This is a genomic window from Bacillota bacterium, from assembly GCA_013178305.1.
In the GTDB taxonomy this organism is placed as follows: domain Bacteria; phylum Bacillota; class Sulfobacillia; order JABLXB01; family JABLXB01; genus JABLXB01.
The window spans coordinates 197981-214629 of sequence record JABLXB010000008.1 but is presented as its reverse complement, the minus strand read 5'-3'; the positions used below and the strand labels follow the sequence as shown (position 1 = coordinate 214629).

The 16649-nt window shown below is 62.6% G+C and carries 18 protein-coding genes and 1 riboswitch; of the genes, 8 read left to right on the top strand and 10 right to left on the bottom strand.

The genetic code is table 11. The features are described from left to right. Positions 1-60 precede the first annotated feature (60 nt). The 10 genes from thiL to HPY55_15160 form a co-directional block, all read right to left on the bottom strand. The gene (thiL, locus tag HPY55_15205; protein ID NPV71952.1) at positions 61-1140 is read right to left on the bottom strand and encodes a thiamine-phosphate kinase; all 1080 of its coding nucleotides are present in this window, start codon (positions 1138-1140) and stop codon (positions 61-63) included. Continuing rightward, on the bottom strand, positions 1137-1895 hold the full coding sequence (gene thiE / locus HPY55_15200) for a thiamine phosphate synthase (GenBank protein ID NPV71951.1): 759 nt from the start codon (positions 1893-1895) through the stop codon (positions 1137-1139). The genes thiL and thiE overlap by 4 nt, the downstream gene beginning before the upstream one ends. 18 nt (positions 1896-1913) lie before the next feature. Next, complete coding sequence (gene thiM, locus HPY55_15195; GenBank protein ID NPV71950.1) at positions 1914-2741, bottom strand: hydroxyethylthiazole kinase; 828 nt, start codon at positions 2739-2741, stop codon at positions 1914-1916. Further along, on the bottom strand, positions 2717-3544 hold the full coding sequence (thiD, locus tag HPY55_15190; protein NPV71949.1) for a bifunctional hydroxymethylpyrimidine kinase/phosphomethylpyrimidine kinase: 828 nt from the start codon (positions 3542-3544) through the stop codon (positions 2717-2719). The genes thiM and thiD overlap by 25 nt, the downstream gene beginning before the upstream one ends. A gap of 98 nt (positions 3545-3642) precedes the next feature. Further along, a riboswitch (TPP riboswitch) is annotated at positions 3643-3752 on the bottom strand. A 202-nt stretch (positions 3753-3954) separates the two neighbouring features. Beyond that, positions 3955-4956, bottom strand: coding sequence for a L,D-transpeptidase family protein (locus tag HPY55_15185; GenBank protein NPV71948.1), 1002 nt, complete (start codon positions 4954-4956; stop codon positions 3955-3957). 166 nt (positions 4957-5122) lie between these two features. Continuing rightward, positions 5123-5713, bottom strand: a complete 591-nt coding sequence (locus tag HPY55_15180; protein ID NPV71947.1) for a hypothetical protein — start codon at positions 5711-5713, stop codon at positions 5123-5125. An 87-nt stretch (positions 5714-5800) separates the two neighbouring features. Further along, positions 5801-6376 carry an orotate phosphoribosyltransferase gene (locus HPY55_15175; protein ID NPV71946.1) on the bottom strand — a complete coding sequence of 192 codons (576 nt, stop codon included), beginning with the start codon at positions 6374-6376 and terminating at the stop codon, positions 5801-5803. After that, positions 6370-7104: an orotidine-5'-phosphate decarboxylase gene (gene pyrF, locus HPY55_15170; GenBank protein NPV71945.1), complete on the bottom strand. Its 735-nt coding sequence runs from the start codon at positions 7102-7104 to the stop codon at positions 6370-6372. Before pyrF ends, HPY55_15175 begins: the two co-directional genes overlap by 7 nt. Before the next feature lie 6 nt (positions 7105-7110). Continuing rightward, positions 7111-8052: a dihydroorotate dehydrogenase gene (locus tag HPY55_15165; protein NPV71944.1), complete on the bottom strand. Its 942-nt coding sequence runs from the start codon at positions 8050-8052 to the stop codon at positions 7111-7113. A 78-nt stretch (positions 8053-8130) separates the two neighbouring features. Further along, the gene (locus tag HPY55_15160; protein NPV71943.1) at positions 8131-9048 is read right to left on the bottom strand and encodes a dihydroorotate dehydrogenase electron transfer subunit; all 918 of its coding nucleotides are present in this window, start codon (positions 9046-9048) and stop codon (positions 8131-8133) included. A gap of 277 nt (positions 9049-9325) precedes the next feature. Between HPY55_15160 and HPY55_15155 the strand changes: the two genes are divergently transcribed. The 8 genes from HPY55_15155 to HPY55_15120 all read left to right on the top strand — a co-directional run bounded on the left by HPY55_15155 (position 9326) and on the right by HPY55_15120 (position 16613). After that, positions 9326-10165 carry a DeoR/GlpR transcriptional regulator gene (locus HPY55_15155; protein ID NPV71942.1) on the top strand — a complete coding sequence of 280 codons (840 nt, stop codon included), beginning with the start codon at positions 9326-9328 and terminating at the stop codon, positions 10163-10165. A gap of 3 nt (positions 10166-10168) precedes the next feature. Then, positions 10169-10993, top strand: a complete 825-nt coding sequence (locus tag HPY55_15150) for a BtpA/SgcQ family protein (GenBank protein NPV71941.1) — start codon at positions 10169-10171, stop codon at positions 10991-10993. A 33-nt stretch (positions 10994-11026) separates the two neighbouring features. Beyond that, positions 11027-12112 (top strand): M42 family metallopeptidase, encoded by a 1086-nt coding sequence (locus HPY55_15145; protein ID NPV71940.1) that lies wholly within the window; start codon positions 11027-11029, stop codon positions 12110-12112. Positions 12113-12183: 71 nt separating this feature from the next. Further along, entirely contained in the window at positions 12184-12471 is a 288-nt protein-coding gene (locus tag HPY55_15140) for a PTS sugar transporter subunit IIB (GenBank protein ID NPV71939.1), read from the top strand. Positions 12472-12553: 82 nt separating this feature from the next. Then, positions 12554-13774 (top strand): PTS galactitol transporter subunit IIC, encoded by a 1221-nt coding sequence (locus HPY55_15135; protein NPV71938.1) that lies wholly within the window; start codon positions 12554-12556, stop codon positions 13772-13774. Positions 13775-13852: 78 nt separating this feature from the next. Then, positions 13853-14491 (top strand): ribulose-phosphate 3-epimerase, encoded by a 639-nt coding sequence (locus HPY55_15130; GenBank protein NPV71937.1) that lies wholly within the window; start codon positions 13853-13855, stop codon positions 14489-14491. Positions 14492-14521: 30 nt separating this feature from the next. Further along, positions 14522-15622, top strand: a complete 1101-nt coding sequence (locus HPY55_15125; protein NPV71936.1) for an alcohol dehydrogenase catalytic domain-containing protein — start codon at positions 14522-14524, stop codon at positions 15620-15622. Beyond that, a complete protein-coding gene (locus HPY55_15120; protein NPV71935.1) occupies positions 15591-16613 on the top strand; it encodes a zinc-binding dehydrogenase in 1023 nt (340 codons plus the stop codon). Before HPY55_15125 ends, HPY55_15120 begins: the two co-directional genes overlap by 32 nt. The last annotated feature ends 36 nt before the right edge of the window (positions 16614-16649 follow it).

Here is a 16649-nt window from a genome sequence, read left to right as displayed (position 1 = left end):
GGCGCCGGTGGCCAACGCCCCTCCGGCCGCCTGAGTTGAGCGATTCTCTTCCGGCGACAGTCATCCTTCCCCGCGAGGGCCGGTTGTACTCCTGAAATGGTCGTACGCCCGCGCCCCGAGGGTTTCGCGTCGCCCGTTCCTGATTATCCAGGCCCCTCGCCCTTCGAATACCCGCCCGATCACGCTGACAGGCGTCCCCGTCTCATCGCGCACGCTCCTCATCACTTTCTCCACGAGTTCCGGGCGAACCGTGAAGCACAATTCGTAATCCTCGCCACCGAAGAGCGCGTAGTCCAGGGGGTCTTTCCCCATCGCCCGCGCGACCTCGCGCGTGGCGTCGCCCAGGGGGATGCTCGACGCGTCCACGACCATTTCCACGCCGCTCAACCGCGCCAGGTGGTTGACCTCATTCGCCAGGCCGTCACTTATGTCGATGGCCGCGCTTGCCCCACCGGCGGCCGATATCGCCCGCGACTCCGGGAGTCTCGGCCTTGGCTCGAGGTGGGCCGTGACGACTTCACTGTACGCCCCGTGTGAGATTCCTGCCAGCGCGTTCGTAGTCCCCACCTCGCCCGCCGGCTGCGCCCCGCGGGCGTTGGCGGCGAGCAGAAGATCCAGGCCTGCGGCCGACCCGCCTACGGTCCCCGTTACCATGATCAGGTCTCCCGGCCGTGCGCCGGACCTGAGCGTGGTCTTCCCACGCTCAGCGTCGCCCATCAGGAACACGTCCACCATGAAAGCAAGGGGGGAGTTCACGGTGTCCCCACCGACGATCTGGCAGCCGTGGCGCAGGGCTGTCTCCGTCAGCCCCTTGTACAGCCTGTCCACGAATTCGACCTCGAGGTCGTGCTTCAACCCCACCGAGACGAGCGCGTACAGCGGGCGCGCGTTCATGGCCGCGAGGTCGCTCAGGTTCATGGCCATCGCCTTGATGCCGAGCTGTTCCGGCGAAATGACGGGCAGAATGAAGTGGACACCTTCGACCATCATGTCGCAGGTCGCCACGAGCACCCTGCCGGGCGGGAATTCCAGGACGGCAGCGTCGTCGCCGATGCCGACTATCGCGTTGCGGCCGTCGGGCCGGATCGATCTCATCCACCTGTCGATCAGCCCGAACTCGCCTATCTCGCCGACTCTCAACCCGCTTCACCCCCCGGGGGGATCGCGCGCCACGGAGGCGCGGCAGAAACGACTTCGTACAGCGACCTTGCCGCTCCGCGCACGTCGGCTGCAGATACCACGGCGGATACCACCGCGACTCCTGCGATCCCCGTTGTGGCCAGCCGGCCTGCATTGGCGTGAGAGATGCCCCCAATCGCCACGACCGGTATCCGGACACTGGAGCATATCGTCTTAATCCCCTCAGGGCCTATGGGCGCGACGGCGTCTGTCTTGGTCGTGGTGGCCCACGCGGGGCCCGCCCCGAGGTAGTCCGCCCCATAGTTCTCCGCTGCAACCGCCTGCGCCACGTTTTCCACCGATATGCCCAGCACCATCCGCCCGGGCCACGCCCCCGGCGCGAGGCGCCCCGCCCGAGCGTAACGGTCCATGACCTCCAGCGCGCAACGCGCAGGGATGTCCTCTTGCCCGAGGTGCACACCGTCCGCCTCTGTAGCGAGCGCCACGTCGAGCCTGTCGTTAACTATGAACAGCACGCCGTGTCGAGCCGTTATGTCTCTTAACGCAACAGCCATCCTGTACATCTCGAGACCGCTCATCTTCTTGCCCCTGAGCTGGATTGCCGTCGCCCCGCCGTCGATGGCCTCGCGCACCACGTCCTGCTCCGGCCGGCCGCAGGACAGGTCCCTGTCGGTGATTACGTAAAGCGGAAGAAAACGCGCCAGTCTCTCCAGCCGGTCTCCGCCACTCTTACCACGAACCGCGCCGGATTTCATCATGCCTGTACCCACCCTTCAATCGCTCACTGTGACACGCGCCCTTCGGCACACCAGCGCGGGCGTGAGGTTGTAGATGCTGTCTATCAGCGCAACCTGGAAGCTTCCGGGGCCGGCGCACTCCGACGCGGCTATTTCCGCCGCCAGGCCGTAGCACGCGAGAGCCGCGGTCGCCGCCCACAGGTAATCGCCGGTGACAGCTGCGAATGCACCGGTGACCGACGTCGCCATGCAACCGGTGCCGGTAACGCAGGTCAGAAGGCTGTGTCCGTTGTCCACCCTGGCCAGGCGCCGGCCGTCGCTCACAAAGTCGGTCGGGCCCGTCACCGCCGTCACGCACCCGAATGCCTTCGCCACTGTGGACGCCAGGATCTCGGGGTCCGCCGTGCCCCCGCAGGAGTCCACCCCTTTTATCTCGCCGCCCAGACCACCGAGTATCCCTATCTCGGCCGCGTTGCCCCTGAGGATGGACACCCTTACCTCCCCAAGGATGCGTCTCGCGCTGTCCGTCCTGAGTGGGGTGGCGCCCACCCCCACGGGGTCCAGGACGACGGGAATGCCCAGCGAATTGGCCTGTTTACCTGCGGAGACCATCGCCCGGACGATGTCCGGGGTAAGAGTGCCGATATTCAGGACGAGCGCATTCGCACAGCGTACCATGTCGGCTGCTTCTTCCACGGCATGCGCCATGACGGGTGACGCCCCCACCGCAAGGGTCACGTTCGCGGTGATGTTGGTCACGACCCAGTTGGTGATGTTATGGACGAGCGGCCTGGCGCTACGAACGTCATTGAGCAGTTTAGCGCACGTCTCGGCGGGATTCAGCGGCACGGCCCTCTCCCCCATTCCTTCCACGCCATGTGGTTCGTCGGCCCGTGACCCCCGCCTATGTCGAGCGCGCCGCGTATGGCGGCCGTGACGTACTCCTTTGCCTCTCTCACCGCCTCGACGGGCTCGAGCCCGCGGGCGAGGAACGCGGCGATCGCGGCAGAGTAGGTGCACCCCGTGCCGTGAGTGTTCCTGGTTTCGATCCTGTCGTGCCTGAACTCCACGAATCCGTTGCCATCGAACATGAGGTCGACCGCGGGTCCCCCGAGGTGGCCGCCCTTGACGACCACGTATCGCGGGCCCATTCCGTGAATGAGGGCGGCAGCCCGCCTCATCTCATCCATGTCCCCGACCCTCTCCCCCGTCAGCACCTCCGCCTCGAACAGGTTCGGCGTCACGACCATCGCCAGCGGCAGCAGGTCCGACCTGAGCGCCGTGCAGGCCTCCCGCTCGAGCAGGGCGTGGCCGCTCTTCGACACCATGACGGGGTCCACGACCAGGTTAGCCAGGCCCTTCTGAGACTCCCTGTGCCGGCGCAGGACCCGCGCCACCACGCGAACGATCTCGGCGTTGGCCAGCATGCCGGTTTTTAGAGCATCCGTGCCGATGTCCTCGAGCACCGCAACAAGCTGCGCCTCGGCGAACTCGGGCGGCACCGCGTGTATCCCCGTGACGCCGAGGGTGTTCTGCGCGGTGAGGGCGACGATGACGCTTGTCCCGTAAACTCCCAGCACAGTAAACGTCTTGAGGTCCGCCTGGATCCCTGCGCCGCCCCCGCTGTCCGAACCGGCGATAGTCATCGCCCTGGGTATCGAACTCATTTGAAAACCCCCTTCAGTCCCTGCCGGCAGTCGGGCCGGACCCCGCCACGGTGGTTCGCCTGCAAAGCAACAGGGGCCAGCCCGCGAAGGACCGGCCCGTACATGCTTGTCCGCTTCCCTACGCTGGCATTATCCAGATCAGGTTCGCGGGGTCAGGACGTGGTTCGCAGTCCTCTCTCAGCCCTTTCGAGCGCCCCCAGCGGAGATCCGCTTTTCTGTTAGCTGTATTGTATCATGCCCGGCGGCCTTGCCGGAACGATCGTGGCAACTTTGGACGTCCCGGCCGCACCAGGGGATAAGGCGATGCGAGAAGAGGCGCGATCGTGGTTTACTCAGGCAGCGGAGAACTACAGGACGGTTCATGCGCTCGTAAGCGCAAACCGCTTATAGACGGGATTACCCTGTGGCTTTCACAGCAGTTCGAGTAGCCTCATCAGGTCGGGCGTGGCCACCCCGTGCTGCTCGAAGCCATAATGCGCCTGCATCGCCTTCACCGCCCCTTCCGTGGCGGGGCCGAAGTCGCCGTCCGCGCGCCCATCGTAAAACCCCTTTTCGCGCAGCCTCTTCTGGAATATCACGACGTCCTGCGCGCCGTAGCCACGGCGGAGGACTTCGCGGCACTGTATGTACGAGAGATCCCCAACGATAGTGACGGGTGTGCCTACCTCTATCCAGGAGTAGAGTTCCTCGACGTCGCGATTGAGCATCCTGAGGCAGCCCTGGCTCACCATCGCCCCTATGAGCCACGGCATATTAGTCCCATGAATGCCGTATACACCCCACGGGACGTTGAGCCCCAGCCACCTGCTGCCGAAAGCAGGGCCCTCCATCACACCCTTCGAGACCACTCTGAATTCCCCCACCGGTGAAGGAGTCTGCGGTTTCCCGATCGCCACGGTGAAGTTCTTGTGTACCGCCCCGTCGGAGTACACAGTCAAACGGCAGGCATCGAGGTCCACGAGGATCTCCACGCGACCGGACGGAGGCGGCGCCTTAGCCCTGCCGACGGGTGTCCCGCCTTCGAGCTCGAGCCAGGTCCTCGCGTCGTATTCCCCGGTCTGCGGTATCCCGAGCCTCTTCTGCAGCTGCCTGACCGCGTCCGCAGTCGCTCGCCCGTACACGCCGTCGGCGGGTCCTGCGAGCAATCCTTGCTTGCGTAGGTACTCCTGCAGTTCCCTCACGTCATCGCCGCGCATCGGGGGGCTCGATTCGCGGAGCACCCTTCCCTCGACGCAGCCGTCGGGGAATTTGCCCGATAGCCCGAACGCTGGCGGCGCGGGACTCACGCCGGCCGGCACGAGGCGGCGTGGCGCGGCCGGATCGAGGTATCCCCACGCGAATCCGGCCGCGAGCAGTACCGCCAGTGCCGGAACAAGCGCGGCGGCGAATTGACGTGGGAAATTCGTCCTCAACGGCAAACCGCACCCCCGTGCAAATGCGCGCCCACCCTCACAGCACGGTGGGACGTTCACAACTACACGTTATGAGGTTGGGGACAGAGGGATTCCGGTCCTGAGGGAGTGGTCGAAACGCAGGTCGACGACGCGGGGGAGGGGGGTATGCGGCCGCCGGATATCGTTACCCCGGGCCGAACCGGTTCTCGATGTCCTCGAGCCGCTGCACCCGCTCGCGGCGCCTGGACGCCGCCAGGGCGAAGTAGCGCTTGAACTGCTTTTCCCGGCCGGGGTCTTCCGTGGTGCCGTATAGCACCGACTTCCGCTCTTTCTGCATCGAGTTCACGACGGTGATGCTCGCAGCCACCCTGAGCCTGGCGTCGGCGAGCGTTCCCGGCTGGGCCGACGGGTGCTCCTTCCTGTAGGCGGCCACGGCGAGCCTCCACGCCTCTTCCTCAAATTCCGTGAGTTCCCGCACGATGACCTGCTGCATCTCCAGGCTCATGCCGAGCCTGTCCATCTCCTGGACGAAGCCCATGGTATCGCTCAGCGCGCAGGCGTTGAAAAGGGCGGTGTCGCCCCGCGATCTGTGGGGGACGAGAAGGGACTGCTCGATCATGTAGTGAAGCCTCGCGGTATCTAATCCGTTCGCCCTGGCGAACTCGAACAGGTCTCCTTCGGAGAGGTAAGAACGGTCGTCGTACGGCAGCCGGAGCTGGCCGGAGTGAACCGCGTGCGCGAGCCACTCAAGCTGCCCCACGAGGTCCTTGCCCACAGAGTCACCTCCGAAACGCCTTCCTTTTCCTACCATATTTCGCTGGGTTCCATGGAACTCCTGCTAATCCGTGTGCGGCCTTGGCCTTTACTTGGCCCCCGCTGACTTGGGTCTGGTGAGCGGCGCGCCGGCAGCGCACAGCGGGCAGGAATCCGGTTCGTAAGCAGGTACCTCGAGCCGCAGCATGGCAGCGAAGGGGACGCCGAAATCCACCTTGCCACCGGACCTGTCGACCAGCACCCCGACGCCAGCCACCTCGGCGCCCTGGCCCCGTACCAGTTCCATCACCTTCGTCGTAGAGCCCCCCGTAGTCACGGCGTCCTCCACGACGATGCAGCGCTCGCCGCACGACAGCCTGAAGTTCCTGCGGAGCTCGAGACCGCCCTCGCCCTTCTCCGCGTATATCGCCCTTGCCCCGAGCGCCCTGGCCATCTCGTACGCGAGCAGCACTCCCCCCATCGCGGGGCCCGCAACGCACTCCACCCGGGGGCGCCCCAGCCGTCCCGCGAGTTCGCGGCACAGCCTCTCCAGGTGGACCGGATGCTGCATCACCATCGAACACTGTAAGAACGTCGGGCTGTGCTTGCCGGACGTGAGCAGGAAATGCCCGTGCAACACCACACCCAGGTCTTCATACAGCCGCAATACCTCGTCATCTACCAACTTGCCGGCCTCCTTACGGCTCCCTCGCGGGCTTCGTCGATTATCCGGCGCGCCGCGTCGACTGGGTCGGGTGATTCGATGATCGGGCGACCAACCACTATGTAGTCGGCTCCAGCGCGGATCGCCTGAGATGGCGTAGCGACCCTCTTCTGGTCGCCGTGTCCGAACCACGACGGCCTGATGCCGGGCGTGACTATGAGCAGGTCCCGCCCGCAAACCTCCCTGATGCGCTCCGCTTCCCGCGGCGAGGCGACCACCCCGTCTATCCCCGAGGCCTGGGAGACCCGTGCCATGTTTACCACGTACTCCAGTGGGGATTCGGCAACCATCAGGTCTTCGCGGAGGGTTTTCTCGTCGATGCTGGTGAGGAGCGTTATTGCCAGGAGAATGGGTTTCGACCCGTTGACCGAGCCGGCTTCCCCTACTGCCCGGGAGGCCTGCCGCAGCATCTCGAAACCACCCGGGGCGTGCACAGTCATCATCGCGGGCCTCAAGCGCGCGAGCTGCCTCACGGCGCTGGCCACCGTGTTCGGGATATCGTGGAACTTAAGGTCCAGGAACACCTTGGCCTCCCTCGACGTCAGCTCGCGGACGAACCTGGAACCCTCGGAGTAGAACAGCTCCATGCCCACCTTGTACAGGTCAACGTAATCGCGCAGCCTGTCGACCATCCGTAACGCCGAGTCCCTGTCGGGCAGGTCAAGCGCCACAATGACCGGGCAATTCACCTGTTATCAACCACCTTTTCGGTCCGCCTTCGCGGCCCCGACGATCTCCTTGAGGCTGCCGGCACCCTCGGCACTCATCCATTCCTCGAGCCCTGCGATTATCTCCCGGCCCACCCGGGGGTTCGTGAACATGGCGGTCCCGACTTGCACCGCCGATGCGCCGGCCATAATGAACTCGAGCGCATCCTCCGCCGTCGAGATCCCGCCGAGGCCGATCACGGGGATCTTGACCGCGTTGGACACATCCCACACCATGCGCAAGGCGACCGGCTTGACAGCGGGACCCGAGAGCCCGCCGTATGTCGTGGATAGCACCGGCCTTCGAGCCCGCACGTCGATGGCCATGCCAAGGATGGTATTGATGAGCGAAACCGCGTGAGCGCCCGCATCCTCCGCCGCCCTCGCAACCGGCACGATGTTCTGGGCGTTCGGAGTCAGCTTGACGATCAGCGTCCTGCCGGTGACCTTGAGGATGCTTTTCACGAGGTCTGCGGTGCCTGAAGGATTGAGGCCGAACTGCATTCCGCCCGCCTCGACGTTTGGGCACGATACGTTTATCTCGAGTGCGGCCACGCCATCCACGTCGTTGAGCCTCTCCACCACGGCGCAGTACTCCTCGGCCGTTGACCCTGCCACGTTGACGATTATGGTGACCCCCGTCTCGCGGAGGCGGGGGATCATTTCCTTGACGACGAGTTCGACGCCGGGGTTCTCCAGGCCCACTGAGTTGAGGAGCCCGGCTGGGGTCTCCGCGAGTCTCGGCGGGGGGTTTCCGATCCGCGGTTTCAGAGTCGTTCCCTTGATCACTACCGCGCCAAAGCAGTCCAGCACGCCAAGCCGGTGGTATTCGAGGCCGAATCCGATTATGCCGGAAGCCGCGATGACGGGGTTCTTCATCCTGAGACCCCCGATCGTCACGCTCAAATCCGGTACGCGGGCTCCGGTCATCGGCTACCTCCCTGACGCCCTCCCAGGCCCGGCCGGGCCTCCGGCGCCGGAGTATACGCTACAGCGGGCTGTGTAAATCTAGTCCTGGATACAGATTTCGTTCGCGTTAAAGACGGGTCCGTCGGAACATGCCCTGAAGTAGGCGCTGTCACTTGACGGGACGGCTTTGGGCACCGCGCACCCCATACACGCGCCGATACCGCACGCGAGCCGGTCCTCCACCGATACCTCGCAGAACAGCCTGAGCCTGCGTGCCGCCTCCTGTGCGGTCCTGAGGACCGCAGAGGGTCCGCACGCATACAGAGCCACCGGCGAGCATTTCCTGATAACAGGGTTGATGAGCTCGCACACCGAGCCCTTGAAGCCGCGCGTACCGTCATCGGTGCACGCGGTGGTTACGGCGCCGGCTCTCTCTATCTCCGCCACGCCTGCGAGCCTCGCCCTGGTCCGCGCACCAACGAGCGCGTGCACCTGGTACCCGGCGTCAACCAGAGCTCGTGCCCAGCCGACCAGCGGGGCCACACCGATCCCGCCCGCCGCGAGCACGACTGCGCCGGGCCTCTGCGGGAGGCTGAACCCCACTCCGAGCGGGCCCATCACGTCTATCTTGTCCCCTGGCGAACGTCCTGAAAGCCACTCGGTCCCGCCACCCACCAGGCGGAACAGGATGTCAACCGTCCCCCGCGCCGGGTCGCTGGAGCACACACTGAAAGGGCGCCTCAAAAGCAGCGCCCTCTTGGACGGAATATGTGAATGCCCGCGCCCGCCCGCTTCCGCCGGCGCTTTCACGTGCGATCCGCACACTACGTGCACGAATTGACCGGGGCCGGCGTAGCGGCTGATGTCAACGGATTCGAAAGTGAGGCTGACCGTTTCTTCGGCAACTCGTACGCACGAAACCACCCTGCACGATTCGATCACGCACGACTGCCCGGTGCTCGACTGGCCGTGAGAGGAGGGGTCCTTGCAGGTCACGACGTTCATGACCACGCTCATAAATAAATGCCTCCTTTCGCTGCCAGGCCGGCTAAGGAGGCACGAACTGCTTGAAATGTTCCCCTTACTGGCCTCGCAGGACCTGACTTAAAGGGTTTTTCGGGAGCGTCCAATCTCTTAATAAAGAATATGGCACTTCCCGTTGCGTGTCAATCGAAAAAAGTTTTCCGGGGACTTCAGCAGGAATTCCGGGCTGTTGAGTGGAACCATCATACTACACCAAAGTCTAACAGATTATGTCATATTCGAACACATACAGCTATTATGGAGGTTGCACATGCGGGCGATGTTGCAGGCCAAAAGACACATGATGATTCTCGAACTACTGAGACAGGCTCACGCAGTCTCCATAGAAGAGTTCAAGTCTCGTCTTAATGTATCTGAAATGACCGTTCGAAGAGACCTCTTGGAGCTCGAGAAGCAGGGGTTACTGAAACGGACTTTCGGTGGCGCCATCTCGACTTCGAATGCCGTTATAGAACCTCCTTACCGCACCAGAGGGGAGGAAAACAAGGAGGAAAAGGTTGCGGTCGGCATGCGTGCAGCTGAGTTTGTTGAGGATGGCGACTGCATTTACCTTGATTATGGTACAACCGCGGAACGAATGGCGACTTTCCTGAGAAGCAAGAGGAAATTGACGGTCGTAACCGCCTCCACCGGGGTTGCGGCGGAGCTGTTCGCGGCTGAAGGAGTCACCGTTGTCATAACCGGGGGCGTGTTGAGACACGGCGAGCCTTCGCTGGTTGGACCTCTTACGGAACGCACTCTGAGAGATATGTACTTCCATAAAGCATTCATCGGCGTGGCAGGCATCGAGCCGGCGTCGGGCATAACTGAGTACAACTTACAGGAAGCCGAGGCAAAACGGATAGTGATCGAACGTGCGAAACAGGTCTTTTTGATCGCAGACCATGCGAAGTTTGGGCGCGTTGCTTTCGTGAGGATCGGCTCTCTTCGAAGTGGGTGGCGCGTGATCACGGACTCGGGCCTGGATGGCAGTATTGAAGCAGGCTGTCAGCAGCTTGGAGTCGAGATCATAAGGGCTCAGGTTAGTTACAGGAGAACGAACGAGACATGTCCAGCGGCGGACCCCAAAGAATCGGGATCGGAGGTTTGAAAATTGACCTGGCTCAAGGATCTGTTTGGAACGGAGAAACCTATCATCGCCATGGCCCATTTTCCACCCTTGCCGGGTTCACCCCTGTACGATGAGAATGGAGGGGTGCGCCGCCTGGTTGACAGTGTGGGAGCGGACGTTGAGAGGTTGCAGAAGGCGGGCGTAGACGCGATCATGTTCTGCAATGAGGGCGACCGCCCATACAGTGTCAGCGCAGGACCGGAAACCGTAGCCACAATGGCGTTTGTCATAGGGAACCTGCAATCGGCGCTCAAGGTGCCTTTCGGGGTGGATGTACTCTGGGACCCACGGAGCGCGATAAGCCTGGGCACCGGAACCGGAGCACGGTTCGTCCGTGAGGTATTCACCGGTGTGTACTCGAGCGACATGGGGCTTTGGAGCACAGACTGCGCTGCAGTGCTTCGCCATCGAAGGTTGATCGGCGGCTCGCAGCTGAGACTGTTCTACAACATCGTTCCTGAATTCGCCTCCGACCTGGATACGAGGCGGTCTATCGAGATGGTGGCCAGGTCGGTGGTGTTTTCGTCCCTGGCGGATGCCCTGCTTGTGTCGGGACCCATGGCGTCGGCCGAAGCAGACCTCGAGATCTTGAAGCGGGTGAAATCGGCGGTGCCCGGCGTTCCGGTACTGTGTAATACGGGCGTCAGGTTGGACAACGTTGAGAAGGTGCTGGCTGTCGGCGATGGGGCCGTAGTGGGCAGCCACTTCAAGGAGGAAGGGGTTATCTGGAACCCCGTCAGTGAGTCGCGGGTCGTTACCTTCATGGAACTGGTGAGGCACATTCGAGAGAAGCCATGCACGCGTTAAGCGGGTACAAGGATGGGATCGGGGGGAGCAATAGTGGATCTCGTCGCCACGCTCGAGGAATTAAGCAACCTTTGCGCCCTGTCAGGGCACGAGGAACCTGTTATTGGCTACATGAAGGAGCGTTTGGCGCCGTTTGCCGATTCATTGTCAGTTGATAACCTTGGAAACGTGACCTGCGTCATCCGTGGTTCGGGCGACTCTCTCGCGCCGGCCATGGTCTTCGCTCACATGGACGAAGTAGGGCTCATGGTCAAGAAAGTGGAGAGCGACGGCTACCTCCGCTTCGTGCGGGTGGGCGGGATCCCAGAACGGGTGTTACAGGGGCAGCGCGTGATCTTGACCGGCAAGAAGGGGCTCTTACCCGGAGTCATAGGGGCCAAATCCCACCACGTTACGCAGGCTGACGAGAAGTACAAGGTCGTGCCGTTCCAGGATTGCTACGTCGATATTGGTGCTCGCTCCAAGGCGGAAGTAACCGCCATGGGGATCCACGTCGGTACACCCGTCACATATGCGCCTGGTTTCGCCAGATTGCCCGGGGGACGTATCGTCGGGAAAGCCATGGATAACCGCGCGGGTTGCCTGGCACTCCTGGCGCTTGCCGAGCGGCTTTCACGGGAGCGCGCGAAGATCGACGTGGCAGTCGTTGCGACCGTACAGGAGGAGTTCAATATCCGCGGTGCTCTTCCATCTGCCTACGCCCTGAACCCGGTACTGGGTATCTGCCTCGATGTAGCCGTGGCTCACGATACACCGGATCTAAAGAATGATGCCGATCTGTCTGTTGGCGATGGGCCGGCGGTGGGGCACTACAGTTTCCACGGGCGCGGGACGCTCGGGGGATTGATTCCCCATCCTGCCCTGCGTAGCGGGGTGGAAGCGACGGCGGAGAGGCTGGGCATTAGTTTTCAGCGGAATGTTTTCTTTGGAGGGCTAGCTGATTCCTCGTTTCTGCAGCTGGTGCGCGAGGGAATCCCGGCCGTGGATATCGGGGTCCCATGCCGCTATACACACTCACCGGTTGAGACTATCCATCTGGCGGATCTGGAGTCGATGATCCATCTGGTCTTTCAATACTTGCAGGAATTGCCGGCAAGACCCAGCTTCCGCCGGGGCTAGGCGAAAGGAGGCGATAATCGTAAAAAGGGTGGTCTGTTACCGCTGGCCAAAGGAGGTGACGCATCTGGGGTATGGGGGTGAAAAAACGAATTCTCATTGTCTGTGGTACCGGGATCGCCACATCCACGGTGGTGGCACAGAGAGTCCGTGAACTCCTGGTTCGGAACGGCATTGAAGCGGAACTGAAGCAGTGCCTGACCTCGGAGGTTCTCTGGGAGGCTCAAAGCGCCGATCTGATCGTCGCGACTACGCAGATACCCGCCGCGGTGAAGATCCCGACCGTCAATGGCGTTCCTTTCCTGACCGGCATAGGTGTTGATCTTACTGAGGTGGAGATCATCGCCAACCTCAAGGCATAGTCCTTCGTGTGCCGATATGGCACCCAAAATCGGAAGGAGGGTGCAATAAGTGAACGCAGTTACCAGCGCGATTAAATGGGTTGTGGACCTGGGTGCCACCGTCATGATGCCCATCGTGATTCTAATACTCGGATTAGTGTTCCGACAACCCTTCGGGAAAGCGTTGCGCTCCGGCCTGACGGTCGGCTTTGGGTTCGTTGGCATCGGCGTCGTAATCGGCCTGTTCTTCAACAACATGGCTCCAGCGGCCGAGGCCCTGGTAAAGAACTCGGGCGTTCACCTGACTGCTCTTGACGTTGGTTGGCCGGCCGCGGCAGCCATCGCCTTCGGCACGCAGATCGGGGCGCTGGTGTTCGCGGTGGGAATCCTGACCAACCTGGTCATGCTCCTCTTAAGGTGGACCAAGACCCTTGACATCGACATCTGGAACTACTGGCACTGGGCTCTGAGCGGCTCCCTGGTTTTGATCGCGACGGGCAATCTCTGGATGGGCGTTGCTGCGGTTGTGATCCACGCAGTGTATACGCTGAAGATGGCAGACTACACGGCTCCCAGATTACAGCAGTTCTTCAACTTCCCTGGAGTCTCGATCTCTCATGGCTGGGCGATGGCGTCCATGCCCATTGTCATGCCCCTGGTGTGGCTGGTGGACCGGATACCAGGCATCAACAACATCACCGCGGATCCGGAGGCCATTCAGAAAAATCTCGGCGTCGTCGGACAGCCCACTGTCCTGGGGACCGTTCTTGGAATCGTCGTGGGTTTACTGGCGCGGTTCAACATTCAGAAGACTCTCCAGCTGGGTGTTGCGATGGGCGCTGTCTTCTTGCTGCTGCCCCGGGTGGTCGCCATCCTGATGGAGGGCCTGACCCCGCTCTCCGAGGCGGCACGTGACTTCCTGAGGAAACGGGCCGGCAACCGGGACATTTATATCGGCATGGACTCCGCTCTGCTCATCGGGCATCCGACCAATCTGGCCGCCGCGTTGATTCTGGTACCCATCACCTTACTGCTGGCCGTCATTCTGCCGGGCAACCGCATGTTGCCGTTTGGCGACCTGGCAGCGACGCCGTTCTTTGTCGTCATGGTCACACCATGGACGCGTGGCAACCTGGTCAAAACGGTGATCGTCGGCACGCTCCTGATGGCCATCATCATGTACATGGGTTCGGACTGGGCGGATTTCTTCACCCGTGCAGCTTCGCAGGCGGGGTTCACGGCGCCCCAGGGGGCGACGGTCATCACCGGCTTTGGCAACCCCATCGCCTGGCTGATTCTCAAGATCGCCCGGTTGTTCTCCTGATCAGGGAGACAAGGGCAGCCGACATCTGACCTCACCCGGAAGGGTGGGGTCAGATCGGCCCCGGGAGCAGTGAGCTGGATGCGTAAAGTGGCCCCGTCACTAGTTGCGGCCGATTTGAGCTGCCTGGCACGGGTCATAACCGACCTTGAGGCGGCTGGTGCCGACCGAATCCACCTTGACGTGGAAGACGGCGTGTTCGTGCCCAATTTGACTTTCGGATTCCCCATTTTGCGTACTGTGCGTGCCCTGACTAACTTGCCGGTCGAGGTACACCTGATGGTAGCCGACCCTGAGCCGTATCTGAGCCGGTTCAGCGAATCGGGAGCCGACGTCATCACGGTGCACCTGGAAGCACTTCCATATCCTCGTCGAGTTCTGGCGGCCATTCGAAAGCTGGGGAAGAGCGCTCATCTTGCCCTGACTCCCCGCACCTCTGTGGCTGAGGCGGAGTGTGTCGTGGATCTGGCTGACGGCCTGCTACTTATGACCAGCGAACCTGACGAGATCGGCGAGTCTTTCATCCCCGGCAGTGTGGAGAGGCTTCGGCTAGCCCGCGCCATGGTGCCTGCCCTGGAGATCACGGTGGACGGGGGTATTACACCCGCAGTAGTGGGTGAGTTGTGGGCAGCCGGGGCCTCTACGGTTGTTGCGGGCCGTGCCATATTCGGTGCCGTCGACATGGTGGAGGCCATGCGGCTACTCCGGGTTAAGACATAACGTCAGGTTTGCAGTGGAGAGGCGATTCCAGTGCGCGCTGTGGTCAAGTACGTCAAAGGTGCGGGCGGCACGGAACTGGCTGAAATCCCGGAACCGGAGCCAGGGCCCGGGCAGGTGAAGATCCGGGTTGTTGCGGCCGGGGTGTGCGGCTCCGACGTCCGTATGTACGATACAGACGCAGGTGAGTCCCGCTTCCGGCCGCCCGTGGTGTTGGGCCACGAGGGCGCGGGGGTTGTGGCGGTGGTAGGCCCCGGAGTCACCACCGTGAAGCCCGGTGACACGGTAACAGCAGAGACCACACATGTAACCTGTGGGACATGTCGCCATTGCGCGGTCGGAGCGCTGAATCAATGCCCCGACCGGCGCGGGCTCGGGTCCGGGGTGGACGGGTACTTCGCCGAGTACGTGGTGATCAGGCAGGAATCAGTCCACCGCCTGCCCGACGGTCTGCCTGTGGAGACAGCCGCCATCATGGAACCTCTGGCATGCGCTGTTCACCTGGTACTCGAGCGAGCGCCGGCGCGTGCTGGTGACACAGTTATCGTGTATGGCCCCGGGCCTCTGGGATTGTTGGCCACTCAGGTCTCCCACGCTTGCGGGGCGCGGGTAATCCTTGTGGGCTCTCCCACGAGTGTACGCCGTCTGGAATTGGGGCGCCGGCTCGGGGCCATCGCCACGCTTGTAGATGGCCATGATGACGTCTCTTCAGCAGTCCGGAATCTGACCGGGGGCGAAGGGGCCGACGTGGCTTACGAGTGCGCCGGCAACGAGAGGGCGCTTCAATCGGCCTGCTTGAGTGTGCGGCGCCGCGGTCTGATCGGTGTCGCAGCTGCCCCTCACGCTCCCGTCTCGTGCGATATCGGCCATCTCTTCTTCAATGAGATCAGTCTGACTACCTCGCTGAGTAGCACCCCCGGTTCATGGCAATCAGCCATGGCGCTTGTAACCGCGGGCCACGTGGCTCTCGAACCGTTGATCACGCATCGCTTTCCCCTGGAACAGTGGGAGGCTGCCTACGACGTCGTGCGCCGGCGAGCCGGTGTTAAGGTGCTCCTGCAGCCGGATCTCGCACAGCCACTTCAAGAAAGCTGGTGTGAAAATGATCGCTGCCGTTTACTACGGTCCCGGTGATGTTCGTGTGGAGGAGACCCCAACCCCGCGCCCGGGACCCGGTGAGGTATTGATCCGGACCCGCGCGGCCCTGACGTGTGGCACCGACGTAAAGACGTGGGTAAGAGGACATCCACTCTATCGCCCGCCCCAGCTGTTCGGACACGAGGTCGCCGGTGAGGTAGTGGCAGCAGGCGAGGGCGTATCCGCATTTGCCGTTGGAGAAATGGTGGTTCCCCACAACTCGGCCCCGTGTGGCTCATGCTACTATTGCAAAGCGGGTCAGCCGAGTATGTGTGACGACCCTGTCTACATGATCGGCGCGTTCGCCGAATATGTCCTCGTCCCAGCCCGTATCGTCCGCCAGAACATGTTCCCGGTCCCAGAGAAGATGGATCCCAGGTACGCCGCTCTTGTGGAGCCACTGGCTTGCGCGGTGTACGGAGCTGCCGAGACGCCCATCCAGCTTGGCGACGTGGTAGTGGTGCTGGGCGCCGGCCCCATCGGTCTGATGCTGGGAGCCCTGGCCGCCCGCCGGGGCGCCCACGTGATCCAGGTAGATCTATCTGCTGAGCGACTGGAAACGGCCAAAATCATGGGTGCCGCCGAAACGCTGAACCCCCAGGGGGAGCCTGACCCCGTTGGAGCGATTCGCGGGCTGACCCCAGGAGGGCGTGGGGCAGACGCAGTCATCGAGGCCGTCGGACTACCCGAGATGTGGGAACAGGCGCTGAGACTGGTTCGCAAGGGCGGGCAGGTAACCCTGTTCGGCGGCTGCAAACCGGGTACCCACATCAGCGTTGATACCAAGATGTTACATTATTCGCAGCTCACTATCCGGGGGCTCTTCCACACGACCCCGTTGCATGTCAGGGTTGCATTCGATCTGATCACCGGGGGACAGATCCCGGTCGAACCGTTGGTGTCGGCCACCATGCCGCTGTCCAGGGTGGTGGACGCTTTGGAGATGCACCGGACACAGCAGGCGATTAAGGTGGCTTTAGTGCCATGACAGTCACCCCCATAACCAGGTGAAAGGTGAATATCG

Coding starts and splice junctions, on each gene's coding strand:
- HPY55_15130 (NPV71937.1), top strand. CDS start 13,853: ATGCGTAAAGTGGCCCCGTCACTAGTTGCGGCCGATTTGAGCTGCCTG.
- HPY55_15160 (NPV71943.1), bottom strand. CDS start 9,048: ATGAGCGTGGTCATGAACGTCGTGACCTGCAAGGACCCCTCCTCTCAC.
- HPY55_15165 (NPV71944.1), bottom strand. CDS start 8,052: ATGACCGGAGCCCGCGTACCGGATTTGAGCGTGACGATCGGGGGTCTC.
- HPY55_15155 (NPV71942.1), top strand. CDS start 9,326: ATGCGGGCGATGTTGCAGGCCAAAAGACACATGATGATTCTCGAACTA.
- HPY55_15140 (NPV71939.1), top strand. CDS start 12,184: ATGGGGGTGAAAAAACGAATTCTCATTGTCTGTGGTACCGGGATCGCC.
- thiD (NPV71949.1), bottom strand. CDS start 3,544: ATGAGTTCGATACCCAGGGCGATGACTATCGCCGGTTCGGACAGCGGG.
- thiM (NPV71950.1), bottom strand. CDS start 2,741: ATGGGGGAGAGGGCCGTGCCGCTGAATCCCGCCGAGACGTGCGCTAAA.
- thiE (NPV71951.1), bottom strand. CDS start 1,895: ATGAAATCCGGCGCGGTTCGTGGTAAGAGTGGCGGAGACCGGCTGGAG.
- HPY55_15120 (NPV71935.1), top strand. CDS start 15,591: ATGATCGCTGCCGTTTACTACGGTCCCGGTGATGTTCGTGTGGAGGAG.